General features: G+C 71.4%; 12 protein-coding genes. 4 read left to right on the forward strand and 8 right to left on the reverse strand.

Going from position 1 to position 14,073, the window contains the following annotated elements; translation table 11 throughout:
* Window positions 1-1,509, forward strand: coding sequence for an amidohydrolase family protein (locus GWK16_RS00340; protein WP_170051997.1), 1,509 nt, complete (start codon window positions 1-3; stop codon window positions 1,507-1,509).
* 3 nt (window positions 1,510-1,512) lie between these two features.
* Here the strand turns inward: GWK16_RS00340 and GWK16_RS00345 are convergent, their stop codons facing one another.
* Window positions 1,513-2,478 (reverse strand): Bug family tripartite tricarboxylate transporter substrate binding protein, encoded by a 966-nt coding sequence (locus GWK16_RS00345; RefSeq protein ID WP_170051998.1) that lies wholly within the window; start codon window positions 2,476-2,478, stop codon window positions 1,513-1,515.
* 10 nt (window positions 2,479-2,488) lie between these two features.
* The gene (locus GWK16_RS00350; protein ID WP_170051999.1) at window positions 2,489-3,391 is read right to left on the reverse strand and encodes an NAD(P)-dependent oxidoreductase; all 903 of its coding nucleotides are present in this window, start codon (window positions 3,389-3,391) and stop codon (window positions 2,489-2,491) included.
* A 122-nt stretch (window positions 3,392-3,513) separates the two neighbouring features.
* Here GWK16_RS00350 and GWK16_RS00355 point away from each other — a divergent pair, with 122 nt between their 5' ends.
* Both GWK16_RS00355 and GWK16_RS00360 read left to right on the forward strand, forming a co-directional pair.
* Window positions 3,514-4,728 carry an MFS transporter gene (locus GWK16_RS00355; protein WP_170052000.1) on the forward strand — a complete coding sequence of 405 codons (1,215 nt, stop codon included), beginning with the start codon at window positions 3,514-3,516 and terminating at the stop codon, window positions 4,726-4,728.
* A 66-nt stretch (window positions 4,729-4,794) separates the two neighbouring features.
* Entirely contained in the window at window positions 4,795-5,772 is a 978-nt protein-coding gene (locus GWK16_RS00360) for a Gfo/Idh/MocA family oxidoreductase (protein ID WP_170052001.1), read from the forward strand.
* Here GWK16_RS00360 and pobA read toward each other — a convergent pair.
* Window positions 5,760-6,935 carry a 4-hydroxybenzoate 3-monooxygenase gene (gene pobA, locus GWK16_RS00365; RefSeq protein ID WP_170052002.1) on the reverse strand — a complete coding sequence of 392 codons (1,176 nt, stop codon included), beginning with the start codon at window positions 6,933-6,935 and terminating at the stop codon, window positions 5,760-5,762. The genes GWK16_RS00360 and pobA overlap by 13 nt on opposite strands.
* Before the next feature lie 121 nt (window positions 6,936-7,056).
* Here pobA and GWK16_RS00370 point away from each other — a divergent pair, with 121 nt between their 5' ends.
* On the forward strand, window positions 7,057-8,604 hold the full coding sequence (locus GWK16_RS00370; RefSeq protein ID WP_170052003.1) for an ABC transporter substrate-binding protein: 1,548 nt from the start codon (window positions 7,057-7,059) through the stop codon (window positions 8,602-8,604).
* A 4-nt stretch (window positions 8,605-8,608) separates the two neighbouring features.
* Here the strand turns inward: GWK16_RS00370 and GWK16_RS00375 are convergent, their stop codons facing one another.
* The 5 genes from GWK16_RS00375 to GWK16_RS00395 are packed head-to-tail and all read right to left on the reverse strand — an operon-like array spanning window position 8,609 to window position 13,965.
* Window positions 8,609-9,559, reverse strand: coding sequence for an ABC transporter ATP-binding protein (locus tag GWK16_RS00375; RefSeq protein ID WP_170052004.1), 951 nt, complete (start codon window positions 9,557-9,559; stop codon window positions 8,609-8,611).
* A complete protein-coding gene (locus GWK16_RS00380; RefSeq protein WP_170052005.1) occupies window positions 9,556-10,533 on the reverse strand; it encodes an ABC transporter ATP-binding protein in 978 nt (325 codons plus the stop codon). Before GWK16_RS00380 ends, GWK16_RS00375 begins: the two co-directional genes overlap by 4 nt.
* Window positions 10,530-11,396 carry an ABC transporter permease gene (locus GWK16_RS00385; RefSeq protein ID WP_170052006.1) on the reverse strand — a complete coding sequence of 289 codons (867 nt, stop codon included), beginning with the start codon at window positions 11,394-11,396 and terminating at the stop codon, window positions 10,530-10,532. The genes GWK16_RS00380 and GWK16_RS00385 overlap by 4 nt, the downstream gene beginning before the upstream one ends.
* A complete protein-coding gene (locus GWK16_RS00390) occupies window positions 11,393-12,310 on the reverse strand; it encodes an ABC transporter permease (RefSeq protein ID WP_170052007.1) in 918 nt (305 codons plus the stop codon). The genes GWK16_RS00385 and GWK16_RS00390 overlap by 4 nt, the downstream gene beginning before the upstream one ends.
* A gap of 47 nt (window positions 12,311-12,357) precedes the next feature.
* Complete coding sequence (locus GWK16_RS00395; protein WP_170052008.1) at window positions 12,358-13,965, reverse strand: gamma-glutamyltransferase family protein; 1,608 nt, start codon at window positions 13,963-13,965, stop codon at window positions 12,358-12,360.
* Window positions 13,966-14,073 lie beyond the last annotated feature (108 nt).

Consider the following 14,073-nt stretch of genomic DNA (forward strand, 5'->3'; position numbering starts at 1 on the left):
ATGGCCGAGATCGAACCGGGCGTCACCCTGATCCGCGGCGGGCGCCTGGCCGATCCGGCCAAGCGCCGCGCCGAACCGACCGACATCCTCATCGAGGACGGCGCGATCCGCGCGGTCGGCGCCGGCCTCGCCGCGCCGGACGGCGCGCGCATCGTGGATGCCGAGGGCTTCCTGCTGCATCCCGGCCTGATCAACGCGCATACCCATGGCCATGGCGCGCTCGCGCGCGGGATGGGCGATCGCTGGACGCTGGAACTCCTGCTCGCCGCGGCGCCCTGGATCGGCGGCGGCCGGGCGCTGCAGGACAAGAAGCTCTCGGCGCAGATCAACGCCGCCGAGATGCTGATGAAGGGCTGCACTGCGGCCTACGATCTCCATGCCGAGGTGCCGCTGCCGACCGCCGAGGGCCTCGACGCGGTGGCCGAAGCCTATGCCGGCATCGGCATGCGCGCAGTCATCGCCCCGATGGTCGCCGACACAACGGTCTACGATGCCATCCCCGGCCTGCGTGACGCGCTGCCGGAAGACCTGCGTGCCACGGTCGACGGGATGCGGCTGCCGCACTACCAGAAGACGCTCGATGCCATGCGTGGAGCGCTCGCCAACTGGCGCTGGGCGTCGAAGGACATCCGCGCCGCGGTGGCGCCGACCATCCCGCACCATTGCTCGGACGCCTTCCTCTGCGGCTGCCGCGATCTCGCGCGCGACTTCGGCGTCGGGCTGCATTCCCATGTCGGCGAGAGCAAGGTGCAGGCGCTGACCGGCATCCGCCGCTACGGCAAGACGCTGCTCGCGCACATGTATGCGCTCGGCCTGGTGGGGGCGGACTTCACGGCAGCGCACGGGATCTGGCTGGACGACGACGACCTCAAGCGCCTGCGCGATGCCGGCGGGGCGGTCGCGCACAATCCCGGCAGCAACATGAAGCTCGGCAACGGGATGTTCCCGCTGCGCCGGGCGCTCGACCTCGGCGTGACGGTCGGCATCGGGACGGATGGCGCGTCATCCTCCGACCACCAGAACATGTACGAGGCGATGCGCGCAGCCTCGGTCATGTCGAAGGTCCGCACGCCCGATCCGCGCGCCTGGGCCTCGGTCGAGGAGGTCTACGCCGCCGCGACCCAAGGATCCGCCAGGGCGCTCGGCTTCAAGGACATCGGCGCCATCGCGCCGGGGATGAAGGCCGACATCGTCTTCCTCGACCTCGGGTCCATCAACTGGATCCCGCACCATTGGTCGGTGAACCAGATGGTGCATGTCGAGGACGGCAGCAGCCTCCGCCACGTCATGATCGGCGGCCGCTTCGTGGTGAAGGACCGCCGGCTGCTGACCATCGACCTCGGCAAGTTGGCGCTGGAGGCCGAGGCGGCCGTCGAGCGGCTCGAGGCGCTGAACGCGGAGCGGAAGGGGCTCTTCGAGCGCCTCGCCCCCGTCGTCGCCTCCTTCTGCCCGGCCTTCGCCGCGCAGCGCTATCACGTCCGGCGCTATCCCTGCGACGCGCCGGACTGACGGCTACTGCTGTTCCAGCCCCGCTTCGCGGGCGCGCTGGGTCAGCACGGCGATCTGGTTGCGCAGGAAGTCCTGGAATTCCTGCGGGCTGCTGCCGCGCGGCGCGTAGCCGAGCCGCGCGAGGCGTTCCTTCAGCTCCGCATCGCCCAGCACCTTGTTCAGCGCCGCGTTGGCGCGCGCGATGATCGGCGCGGGCGTGGCCGCCGGCACCGAGATGCCGAACCAGACGTCGAAGGCGAAGTCCGGCAGCACGGATGCGACGGTCGGGATCTCCGGCGCCAGCGAGAAGGGCTGCGGCAGCGTCACCGCCAGCGCGCGGATCTTGCCCTCGCGGATCTGCGGCATGCCCGCGGCGAAGTCGGTGAAGGTGCTGTCGATGCGCCCGGCGATGACGTCGGTCAGCGCCTCCGGCCCACCGCGATAGGGCACCGCGGTCATCTCGACGCCCGCGAGCCGCGCCAGCGTCGCCGAGGCGATCAGCGACGAGGAGTTGCCGTGGCTGAAGGTGAGCGGCGTGCGCGCGGCCTTGGCATGTTCGATGAAGCCGCGCAGGTCGCGCGCCGGGGAGGACGCCGGCACGACCAGGATATAGGCCGTCTCCGCCACGAAACCGATCGGCGCGAAGTCGCGGATCGGATCGTAGGACAGGCGCCGGATCGTGTAGGTGTTGAGCGCCCCGTTGGTCACCGACAGCACGCACCAGGTGTGCCCGTCGGGGGCGGAGCGCGCCGCGCTCTCGGTGCCGACGACCCCGCTGCCGCCGGGGCGGTTGTCGACGATGACCGGCTGGCCAAGCTCGCGCGACAGTGGCTCCGACAGGTGGCGCATCAGCGTGTCCGTCACGCTCCCGGCCGGGAAGGCAACGACGAGGCGGATCGGCCGGTCCGGCCAGTTGCCTTGGGCGAAGGCGGGCGCGGCGAGGAGCGCACCGCCCCAGGCGATCAGGGTGCGGCGATGGATGATGCTCATCGGCATGTCCTCAGCGCGGCGCCCAGCGGTTCAGGAAAAGGTGGATCTGCGTGTTGTCGACATTGGGGCCAAGCATCCCGACCGCCTCCGCCCACAGCTGCCGGCACAGCTGCAGCGAGGGCGCGGCGACGCCCGTCGCCTCCGAGATGCTGCCCGCCGTATCGAGGTCCTTGCGCATCAGGCCGAGCATGAAGCCGCCGGCATAGCGGCCGGTGATGATCTCCTGCTTCGACTTGGTCTCGGTCGCGATGTTGCGGCCGGAGGAGGCGTTCATCACGTCGGTCAGGATGCCGAGGTCGAGGCCGAGCGCCTCGCCCATGCGCAGCGCTTCGGCGGTGGCAAGCAGGCCCGCGGCGTAGACGAAGTTGTTCAGCGCCTTCATCGCATGGGCGGACCCGACGGCGCCGGTGCGGATGATCGCCTCGCCCATGCCCTTCAGCACCGGCTCGGCCTTGGCGAAGGCGGCATCGTCGCCGCCAACCATGATGGCGAGCGTGCCGGTCTTCGCCTTGGCCACGCTGCCCGAGACCGGCGCATCGACCATCATCGCGCCGCGTTCGGCGACGAGGCCCGCGAGCCGCCGCGTCTCGCCGGGTTCGGAGGAGCTCATGTCGATCACCAGCATGCCCGGGCGCAACGCGGACAGCAGGCCGTTCGGGCCTTCCATCACCTGCGCGACGATGCGGCTGTTGGGCAGCATCAGCACCACGATGTCCGTCGCCGCGGCGACCGCGGCCGGATCCGGCGCGAAGGTCGCAGCACCCGCCGGCGCGCCCTCGGCCAGCGCGGCGCGCGCGGCCTCGGACGTATCGCAGCCGAGCACGCGGAAGCCGCGCGCGATCATGCTGCGGGCCATGGGCAGGCCCATCATGCCGAGGCCGATGAAGCCGACCTGCGTTCCACCCTGGGACATCGGGCGTTTCCCCCTTCAATGATGGCGCGATGCTCGGGCGCGGCGCGGGGGATGGCAAGACGCGCCGGATCGCATCTCCCATGCCGCCGGCGCCTGCGTCATGCTGGCGGACGGAGAGCCGCATGCCGAAGCCCGCCACCGCCGCATCCTGGATCGCCGCGCTCGGCGCGACGCTGCTGATGCAATCGGTCGCCTCCTTCCTGACCCAGACGCTGCCGGTCGTCGCGCCGCTGATCATGGCGAGCGCGGGCCTGGCGCCGGAGCGCATCGGGAACCTCTCCTCCCTGGTCGCCTTCGGGACGGTGCTGTTCTTGCTGCTCGGCGGGCCGTTCCTCGCGCGGCTCGGCCCGGTGCGGACGCTGCAGCTCGGCACCGGGATCGCCGCGGCGGCGCTGCTGGTCGCGGCGATGGGCGCGCTGCCGGCGCTGATGCTGGCCTCGCTGATGCTGGGCATCGGCTACGGACCGACGCCGCCGGCAGGCAGCCGCATCCTCGCGGCGACCGCGCCGAAGGACCACCGGACGCTGATCTTCTCGGTCAAGCAGGCCGGTGCGCCGCTGGGCGGGGCGCTGGCAGGGCTGATCGCAGCACCCGTGGCGGCCTATGCAGGCTGGGGCGCCGCGCTGCTGGTCGCGGTCGCGACCGCGGTCGTCGCGGCCGCCGCCATCCAGCCGCTCCGCGAGTCCCTCGACGTCGAGCGCGATCCCGCGCGCCGCATCGGGCTGCGGGACGTGCTCTCCCCGCACACGATCGCCGCGCCGGTGGCGGCACTTCGGATCGATCCGCTGCTGCCGCGGCTGACCGCGCTGTCGGTCGCCTTCGCGGTCTGCCAGGGCTGCCTGTTCTCCTTCACCGTCACCTGGCTGGTCGAGACGCGCGGCATGTCCCTGGTGGAAGCCGGCGGCACCTTCGCGGCCATGCAGGTCGCGGGCGTGGTGGCGCGCATCCTGCTCGGCTGGCTCGCCGACCGGACGGGGCGGGCGACGCGCAACCTCGTGGTGCAGGCCTTCGTCGCGGCGGGGTCCGTCGTCGCGCTGGCGCTGCTGCCGGCGGGGGCGCCGGGCTGGGTGCTGGGCGCGCTCTGCGCGCTGGCGGGCTTCGTCGGCGCATCCTGGAACGGGATCTCGCTCGCCGAGGTGGCGCGCGTCGCGCCCCCCGACCGGGTCAGCGACGTGACCTCGGGGACGACGCTCTTCGTCTTCCTCGGCTACGTCGCGGGACCCTCGGCCTTCTCGGCGCTGGTCACGCTCAGCGGATCCTGGTCGCTGCCGATGGTGCTGGTCGCGCTGCTGCTGGCGGTCGTGGCCGCGCTGGTGGGCGTATCGCTGCGGCGCTGACGGAGGATGGACCGCGGCTGCGCGGGCGGCGATACAGGCGCCGCGCAGCGCGGAAGGATCGGGAAGATGGCGGAACGTATCGGCCTCGGCATCGTCGGCTTCGGCATCATGGGCGAGCGCCTCGCGCGCTTCGCCGCAGGGCATGACCAAGTCCGCATCGTCGGCGTGTGGGATCCGGCGCCGGAGGCCGCGGCGCGGCTCGCGGCAGCGGTGCCGGGCGTGCCGATGCTCGCCTCGGCCGAGGCGGTGATCGCGGCCTGCGACTGCCTCTACGTCGCCTCCCCGCCCGCCTTCCACCTGGCCCATGCCAAGGCGGCCTTCGCGGCCGGCAAGGCGGCCTTCCTGGAGAAGCCGCTTTCGGTCAGCACCGAGGAAGCGCGCGCCTTCGTCGCGGCCGCCGAGGCTTCCGGCGCGCGCGCCGCGGTGAACTTCCCGATGGCCTCCTCCCCCGCCGTCGCGCAGCTGAACGCCTGGCGGGCCGACGGCGCGGTCGGCGCGCCGCGCGAACTGTCCATCACAACCGCCTTCGCCGCCTGGCCGCGGTCCTGGCAGCGCGATGCCCATACCTGGCTCGACAAGCCGCAGCAGGGCGGCTTCACGCGGGAGGTCGTCTCCCACTTCCTCTTCCTCACCCGCCGGCAGCTCGGCCCGATGGCACTGGAAGCGGCGCGCGCGACCTTTGCCGCGCCCGGCCGGTCCGAGACCGCCATCGCGGCCCGGCTGACCGCGGGCGGCGTGCCGGTCGCGCTCTCGGGCGGCGTCGGCACCACGCTGGCCGACGACCACAATGCCTGGGTGCTGGAAGGCCCGGCCGGCGCGATCCGCCTGCGCGACTGGTCCTTCGCCGAACGCCGCGGCGCCGACGGCGTCTGGTCCGCCGCCCCCGACGCCCTGCCCAATGAGCGCATGCGCCCGTTGGTGCTGAAGAAGCAGCTCGACGGCGTGGCCGCCATGACGCGCGGGGAGACGCACCACCTGGCCACGCTGCGCGAGGCGCTCGAGGTGCAGGAGGTCGTCGAGGCGATCCTCGCTCAGTCCGCGTAGGGCAGCCCGACGTAGTTCTCGGCGAGAGTGGTCCGCGCGGCGACGGAACCGGCGAGGTAGTCGAGCTCCGCCATGCGGACGCGCTCCTCGAAGGCGTCCTCGCCGTTGTAGCGGTGCAGCAACTGCGTCATCCACCAGGAGAAGCGCTGCACCTTCCACACGCGGTCGAGGCAGGTGGCGGAGTAGGCATCCATCAGCGCCTCACCCCGCCCGGCGAAGAAGGCTTCCAGCGCCCGCACCAGCACGCGCACATCGGCAATCGCGAGGTTCATCCCCTTCGCCCCTGTCGGCGGGACGATGTGCGCGGCATCGCCGGCGAGGAACAGCCGCCCGTGGCGCATCGGCTCCGTGACGAAGGAGCGCATGGCGGTGACGCCCTTCTGCAGGATCGGCCCGACCTCGAGCTCCCCCTCCCGCGCGCCGAGCCGCGTGGCGAGTTCGACCCAGATGCGCTCGTCGGGCCATTGCGACAGGTCCTCCTCCGGCGCGCATTGCAGGTACAGCCGGCTGACGGTCGCGCTGCGCATGGTCGCGAGTGCGAAACCCTGCGCGTGGCGCGCGTAGATCAGCTCCTCCGACATCGGCCGCGACCGCGACAGGATGCCGAGCCAGGCGAAGGGGTAGATGCGGTCGTAGACCGTCAGGTCGGCCGGAGGGATGGCTGCGCGGCAGATGCCGTGGAAGCCGTCGCAGCCGGCGATCACGTCGCAGTCGAGCGCATGCTCCTGCCCGTCCTGCCGCCAGGTGATGCGCGGGCGGTGCGAGGCGATGTCGTGCACGGCGACGTCCGCGGCCTCGAAATGCAGCGGCAGGCCGTCGGCCAGGCGCCGCGCGATCATGTCCTTCACCGCTTCCTGCTGGCCGTAGATCGTCACCACCTTGCCGCCGGTCAGGCCCGCGAGGTCGATCCGCTCCTCACGCCCCCCGAAGCGCAGGGCGAGGCCCTGATGGACCAGGCCCTCGCGGTGCAGGCGATCGGCGACGCCGGCCTCGGTCAGCGTGTCGACCGCGCCCTGTTCGAGCAGCCCGGCCCGGATGCGGCCTTCCACATAGTCGCGGGACCGGGCCTCGAGGACGACGCTGTCGATGCCGCGCCGGTGCAGCATCTGCGCCAGCAGCAGCCCGGCCGGCCCGGCCCCGATGATGCCGACCTGTGTCCGCATGGCCGTGCCCTCCCCCATCCGCCGATATGCGGGCGAAGCCGCGCGGCGCGCAAGCACGCAGGCTTGCCGGCTGCCCCCGCCTGTCCCTAGGCTCCCCTCCAACCAGCAGGGAGACAGGACAATGACGATCGGGCGTCGCCTTCTGGGTCAGGGCATTGCCGGCGCGGCCGGGGCCCTCGCCCTTCCCACCATCCTCATGCAGCCGGCCGCGGCGCAACGCAGCGCCAACACGCTGCGGATCGCCTTCCGCGACGCGGTGCCGAACGTCGATCCGTATTTCAACAGCCAGCGCACCGGGCTGATCATCGCGCACCAGGCGATGGATGGCCTCGTCCATCGCGACCCGGAGACCTTCCGCATCGTCCCCGCACTCGCGACCGAATGGCGCTGGGTGGACACCAAGACGCTCGACTTCACGCTGCGTCAGGGCGTGAAGTTCCACGACGGCAGCGATTTCGGGCCGGACGACGTGGTCTACACCATCAACACCATCGCCGACCCGAACACGCGCGTCGCGACGCCGTCCAACTACGCCTGGATCCAGGGCGCGGAGAAGACCGGCGACTGGACCGTGCGGCTGCACATGAAGCGGCCGACACCGGCGGCGCTGGAATACGCTGCGCTGGTCATGCCGATCTGGCCCAAGGCGTATCGCGAGCGCGTCGGACCCGACGGCTTCTCCCGCGCGCCGATCGGCACCGGCCCCTATCGCTTCACCAAGGTGGACGTCGCGACCGGCGTCGAGTGGGAGCGCTTTGACGGCTACTACCAGGGCGGCCCCAAGGGTCGGCCGGCGATCCAGAAGCTGACGGCGCGCTACATCGGCGATGCGGCGACGGAACTGACCGAACTGCTCGGCCAGCGCGTCGACTGGATCTGGAACATGAACCCGGACCAGGCCGCCAACGTCAACCGCATGCCGTACCTGCAGTCGACGCGGCAGGAATCGATGCGCGTCGGCTACCTCAACCTCGATGCATCGGGTCGCAGCGGGGCGGGCAACCCGATGACGAACCTCAGGGTGCGTCAGGCCGTCTGGCACGCCATCGACCGCAAATCGATTGCCGAGCGCCTGGTCGGCGGCGGGTCGCGCGTGCCGGACGCGCCCTGCTTCCCGTCCCAGTTCGGCTGCAACGCCGATGCCGCGGTGAAGTACGACTACGACCCGGCCAAGGCGCGCGCGCTGCTGGCCGAGGCCGGCTTCGCCAACGGCTTCGACATCGAGCTCACCTCCTATGTCCAGCCGCGGCAATGGTCGGAGGCGGTGCAGAACTACCTCCGCGCCGTCGGCATCCGGGCCAACCTCAACCTCATGCAGGTGGCCGCCCAGATCCAGCGGTCGATGCGCGGCGAGCTCGCGATGGAGATGGGGTCCTGGGGCTCCTACTCGATCAACGACGTCTCGGCGATCATGCCCAACTACTTCTCGGGCGGGGCGCAGGACTATGCCCGCGATCCGGAGATGATCCGGCTTCTCGAGGAAGGCGGTTCGACGGCCGACGAGGCGGTGCGCAAGCGCGCCTATGACGCGGCGATCCGCCGCGCGACGGAGCAGGCCTACTGGCTGCCGCTGCACACCTACGTCTCGGTCTTCGGCTTCCGGAAGGAACTCGAATTCCCCACCTTCCCGGACGAGTTGCCGCGCTTCTACCTCGCCAAGTGGAAGTGATCCGTCAGGCGAGGTGACATTCCACGAGGCCCGCGGCATCCGCCGTGGGCCTCGGCGCTTCGGTCGAACACTTCGCGATCGCGACCGGGCACCGCGGATGGAAGCGGCAGCCCGGCGGGATGTTCGCCGGGTCCGGCATGGTATCCCCCAAACCGACATCCGGAACGCCGAGCCCTGGTTCGGGCGTCAGCACCGAGGCCAGCAGCGCGCGGGTATAGGGATGCCGCGGCGCGGCGAACAACCGCTCGCTCTCCGACCGCTCCACGATGCGGCCGAGATACATCACCGCCACCTCGCTCGCGATGTGCTCGACCACCGCGAGGTTGTGACTGATGAACAGGTAGGTGAGCCCGAGGTCGCGCCGCAGTTCCGCCAGCAGGTTCAGGATCTGCGCCTGCACGGAGACGTCGAGCGCGCTGGTCGGTTCGTCGCAGACCACGATGCGCGGGCGCAGCACCAGCGCGCGCGCGATCGCGACCCGTTGCCGCTGCCCGCCCGACAACTGCGCCGGGAAGCGCGTCCCCTGCTCGCGTGACAGGCCGACGCGGTCGAGAGCCTCTCCCACCCGCCTGTCGATATCCGCGCGCGCGACATCGCCCTGGGCGATCAGCGGCATGGCGACGATGTCGCGGATGCGCCGCTTGGGGTTCAGCGAGGCGAAGGGATCCTGGAAGACCGGCTGGATCAGCCTGGCCCGCGCGCGGCGGTCCATCCCGCCCAGACGCTGCCCGTCCACCAGTACGTCGCCGGCGCTGGGTTCGAGCAGGCCGAGGATCAGCCGCGCCAGGGTGGACTTGCCGCAGCCGCTTTCCCCCACCACGCCGAGCACGCTGCCCGCGGGCACGGAAAACGAGACATCGTCCACCGCGACAACCTCGCGCGGTGAGGCGAACAGGCCCTGCCGCACGCGGAAGACGCGCCGCAGGCCGCGGACCTCGATCGCCGGCGCGCTCATGCCGCGGCCGCCCCGCCCCAGCCCGGCGGCAGGGTGCAAAGCACCTCATGCCCCGCGGCGGCCTCCCGCCGTGGGATGGTCCCGGCGCATGCCGCGTTCGCCTGCGCGCAGCGGTCGCGGAAACCGCAGCCCGCGAAGCCCGGCTGGATGCGCGGCACGACGCCCGGAATGCTGCCCAGCGGCTCGTCGCGCTTCACCTTGCCGGGCACCGGGACGCAGGTCAGAAGCCCGCGCGTGTAGGGATGCTCGGGCGCGGCGAAGAGCGCGGCCGTCGGCGCGCTCTCGACCACCTCCCCTGCATACATGACGGAGACGCGGTCCGCGACGCGCGCGACGACGCCGAGGTCATGGGTGATCAACAGGATGCCAAGGCCGAGGTCCTTCTGCAGCCCCGCGAGCAGCCGCAGGATCTGCGCCTGCACGGTCACGTCGAGCGCGGTGGTCGGTTCGTCCGCGATGAGCAGTTCCGGGTCGCACATCAGCGCCATCGCGATCATCACCCGCTGGCGCAGGCCGCCCGAGAGCTGGTGCGGATACTGCCCCAGCCGCAGCCCCGGCGCCGTGATACCGACGCGCGCGAGCAGTTCCGCCGCCCGGTCCACCGCCTGGGCGCGCGGCGTGCCGCGGTGCCGGCGCAGCACCTCGGTCATCTGGGACCCGACCGTATAGGCCGGGTTCAGGCTGGTCATCGGTTCCTGGAAGATCATCGCCATGCGGTCGCCGCGCAGGCGTTCCATCTGGCGTTCGCCGTAGCGGCCGATCTCCTCGCCGGCGAAGCGCAGCGCCGTCGTCTCCCGCACCGCGCCACGCGGCAGCAGGCCCATCACCGACAGGGCGGTGATCGACTTGCCGCAGCCGCTCTCGCCCACCAGGCAATGCGTCTCGCCCTTGTTGACGGTCAGCGAGGCGCCGCGCACCGCGGCGGTGCTGCCGATCGTCACGCGCAGGTCCGCGACCTCGAGCAGCGCGCTCATCGCGACAGGTCCGTGCCCATCATGTCGCGCAGCGCATCGCCCAGCAGGTTCACGCCCATGACCAGGACGAACAGCGCCGCGCCGGGGATCATGATCACCCAGGGGCTGAAGAACATGTATTCCTTGGCCTCGCTGATCATCAGCCCCCAGGAGGGCAGCGGCGCCGGCACGCCCAGGCCGAGGAAGGACAACGCGGCCTCGAGCAGGATCGCCAGCGCCATCTCCAGCGTCGCGACGACGGCGAGGTGCGTCGCGATGTTCGGCAGCACCTCCCGCGTCAGCACCCACCAGCGCGACGCGCCGGCGCACCAGGCCGCCGAGACGTAGTCGAGGTTGCGGATCTGCATCGTGGTCGACCGCGCCACCACCGCGAAGCGGTCCCACAGCAGCAGCCCGAGCACCAGAACGACGAGAATGAAGGAACTGCCGCGCAGCGCCGCGACCGCGAGGGCTACCAGCACCGCCGGGATCGACAGGCGCGTGGTGATGGCGAAGACCACCGCGTCGTCGATCTTGCCGCCGTAGAAGCCGCCCAACACCCCCATCGTGATGCCGATCAGCCCCGAGGTGATCACCGTCAGCACCCCGATCACCATCGAGATGCGCGCGCCGTAGATCAGCCGCGAGAAATAGTCCCGCCCCAGCTGGTCGGTGCCGAGGAAGTTCCGCGGATCGCCCCCTTCCATGAAGGAGGGCGGCACCAGCCGGCGATCGAGGTCGATGGCAAAGGGATCGTAGGGCACGATCCAGGGCGCGAGGATCGCGACGATGGCACAGAAGCCGACGATCGCGGCACCGACCACGAAGCCGGGGTTGCGCAGCAGCCGCGCGCCTCGACCGGCGGGTATGACGGCGGCGCTCATGCCGTCCTCAGCCGCGGGTCGAGCACCGCGTTCAGCAGGTCAGCAAACAACGTCAACGCGATGTAGATCAGCGCGAGGACCAGCACGACCGCCTGCACGACCGGGAAGTCGTTCTTGCTGATGCTCTCCCAGGCGAGGAAGCCGACGCCGTGCAGGGCGAAGACCGTCTCGATGACGATCGACCCGCCCAGCATGAAGCCGAGTTGCACCGCCGCGATGGACACGACCGGGATCGCCGCGTTGCGGAAGCCGTGCTTCACCAGGATGGACAGCCGCGTCAGCCCCTTCGCGCGCGCCGTGCGGATGTAGTCCGAGGCCAGCGCCTCGATCATCCCGGAGCGCGTCAGCCGCGTCAGCGACGGGATGGCCGAGAAGGCGAGCACGATCCCAGGCAGGATGTAGCCGTCCCAGGTCTCCACGCCCGAGATCGGCACCCAGCCGAGTTGCAGCCCGAAGACGATCATCAGCACCAGGCCGAGCCAGAAGGACGGCATGGCCTGCCCGATCATCGCCACCAGCCCGACCAGCCGGTCGATCCAGGTCCCTTCCCGCACCGCGGCGAGGATGCCGAGCGGCAGCGAGACCACCAGCGCGATGGCGAGCCCGACGAGCCCCAGCGTCACCGTCACCGGCATGCGCGCGGCGATCAGGTTCGCCACGCGATCGCGGAAGAAGTAGCTCTGCCCGAAATCGCCCTGCACCGCGCGGCCGAGCCAATCGAAATACTGCACGTAGAGCGGCCGGTTGAGGCCATAGGCCTCGCGGATCGCTTCCACATCCGCCTGGGTCGCGTTCGGCCCGGCGATGGAAACGGCAAGGTCGCCCGAGACCCGCGTCAGCAGGAAGGCGAGCGTCAGCACCGTCAACGCGACGAGCACCGCAACCGCGAAGCGGCGGAGAAAGAAGCGAAGCATCCCGCGGTCAGCCTAGGCAGGCCGTCGCTCGCCCCGCAAGCCCCGCATCAATACGCCGCTGCCCAGCCGTCCCGTCGCGGATCCGATCCGGCCATGCGTATGCCGTTGTCCAGCACGCGGATCGCCTCGACGCTGCAGGCGCCCTCGAGATCCGGAACGACCTTCACGTCATGGCCGCGTTCGCGCAGCCCGGCGACGGTGCCCTCGCCCACGCCGCGCTCAATGGTCAGCACCTCGCCGCCACCATGCGGGTAGTTGGACTCCTGGCCGGGCTGGGAGGAGGTCCAGCGCGGCGCCTCGAGCGCCTGCTGCGGGTCCATCCCGAAGACGGCCGCGGCGACCAGCACCTGGAAGTTCACCTGCACCTGGTTGTCCGCGCCCGGCGTGCCGAAGACCATCCAGGGCTTGCCGTCCTTCATCACCATCGGCGCGTTCATGGTATGGCGCACCCGACGGCCGGGAGCGAGGCGGTTCGCGTGGCCTTCCTCGAGATGCCAGTAGGACATGCGGTTGTTGAGCAGGATGCCGGTGCGCGGCGCCGTCACGCCCGACCCGAAGGCCCCGTTGATCGACTGGATCGCCGAGACGGCATTCCCCTCGGCATCGACGGCGCAGAAATAGGTGGTGTCGGCCTCGGCCATGGCGCGGACCGGCAGGTGCGCGGCGCGGTCACCGATCGCCGCGGCATGCGCCTTGGCGCGGGCATCGGAGAGCAGCGCCGCGAAGTCCGGCTGGTCGCGCCCGGCCTCGGCCTCGCGGTCCAGGAAGGCGCGCTTCTTCGCTTCGACCATCAGATGCACCAGCGCGGCGCTGCCCCAGCCGAGCGCGGCGAGGTCGAAGCCCTCGACGATGCGCAGCATCTGCAGCATGGCGAAGCCCATGGAGGGCTGCGGCGTCTGCCGGACCTCGAAGCCGCGCCAGGCGATGCCGATGGGCGGGGCGATGCGCGCCTCGACGGCGGCGAGGTCCTCCCCGGCGACGATCGATCCGATATCGCTGAGATCGGCGGCGAGGTCGCGCGCGACGGCGCCGGCGAAGATCTCCTCAGGTCCTGCGGCGGCGAGGCGCCGCAGCGTCGCCGCCAGCGCCGGCTGCACCACCAGCTCCCCGACCGCGGGCGGCTGGCCGTCCGGCAGCCAGATGGCCCGGCTGGTGGGATCGGCGGCGAGGTGCGCGCGGTTCTCGCCCACGAAATGTCGCAGCGCATGGGTCGCGGCGAAGCCGTCGTCCGCGGCCTCGATGGCCGCACCGAACAGGCTGCCCCAGGGGCGGCCGCCATGGGCCGCGTGCAGCGCGGCGAGCCCGGCGACCTTGCCCGGCGTCTGGACCGACAGCGGGCCGCGGTTCGGCACGCCCCCTTCGGCCCGGTAGCGATCGACCGTCGCGGCGCGCGGCGCCTGGCCGGTGCCGGCATAGGTCTCGGCCCGCCCGGTCGATGCCGACCAGTGGTGATAGAAGCCATCCCCGCCGAGGCCGCTCATATGCGGCTCCACCACGCCCAGCGCGAGCGAGACCGCAACCGCGGCATCGGCCGCCGTCCCGCCGGCCCTCAGCACGTCGAGGCCCGCGGCCGTCGCCACCGGATGGTTCGTCGCGACCGCGCCGCGGCGGCCCATGATCAGCGGGCGATGGGCCCGGATGCCGTCATATGCCAAGGGTCGCTTCCTTCCATCGTGCGGGAACTGCTGGACCGCGGACCGCGCAGCCCCCATGTAGAGGCATAATGCCGTGCGTACCGCCGGCGCCAACCCTGGTCGATTCGC

The organism is Neoroseomonas marina (assembly GCF_012927745.1).
Lineage (GTDB): Bacteria > Pseudomonadota > Alphaproteobacteria > Acetobacterales > Acetobacteraceae > Neoroseomonas > Neoroseomonas marina.

Excerpts from the sequence above, each read along its gene's own strand:
- GWK16_RS00340 (WP_170051997.1), top strand. The coding sequence starts at position 1 with ATGGCCGAGATCGAACCGGGCGTCACCCTGATCCGCGGCGGGCGCCTG.
- GWK16_RS00345 (WP_170051998.1), bottom strand. The coding sequence starts at position 2,478 with ATGAGCATCATCCATCGCCGCACCCTGATCGCCTGGGGCGGTGCGCTC.
- GWK16_RS00350 (WP_170051999.1), bottom strand. The coding sequence starts at position 3,391 with ATGTCCCAGGGTGGAACGCAGGTCGGCTTCATCGGCCTCGGCATGATG.
- GWK16_RS00355 (WP_170052000.1), top strand. The coding sequence starts at position 3,514 with ATGCCGAAGCCCGCCACCGCCGCATCCTGGATCGCCGCGCTCGGCGCG.
- GWK16_RS00360 (WP_170052001.1), top strand. The coding sequence starts at position 4,795 with ATGGCGGAACGTATCGGCCTCGGCATCGTCGGCTTCGGCATCATGGGC.
- pobA (WP_170052002.1), bottom strand. The coding sequence starts at position 6,935 with ATGCGGACACAGGTCGGCATCATCGGGGCCGGGCCGGCCGGGCTGCTG.
- GWK16_RS00370 (WP_170052003.1), top strand. The coding sequence starts at position 7,057 with ATGACGATCGGGCGTCGCCTTCTGGGTCAGGGCATTGCCGGCGCGGCC.
- GWK16_RS00375 (WP_170052004.1), bottom strand. The coding sequence starts at position 9,559 with ATGAGCGCGCCGGCGATCGAGGTCCGCGGCCTGCGGCGCGTCTTCCGC.
- GWK16_RS00380 (WP_170052005.1), bottom strand. The coding sequence starts at position 10,533 with ATGAGCGCGCTGCTCGAGGTCGCGGACCTGCGCGTGACGATCGGCAGC.
- GWK16_RS00385 (WP_170052006.1), bottom strand. The coding sequence starts at position 11,396 with ATGAGCGCCGCCGTCATACCCGCCGGTCGAGGCGCGCGGCTGCTGCGC.
- GWK16_RS00390 (WP_170052007.1), bottom strand. The coding sequence starts at position 12,310 with ATGCTTCGCTTCTTTCTCCGCCGCTTCGCGGTTGCGGTGCTCGTCGCG.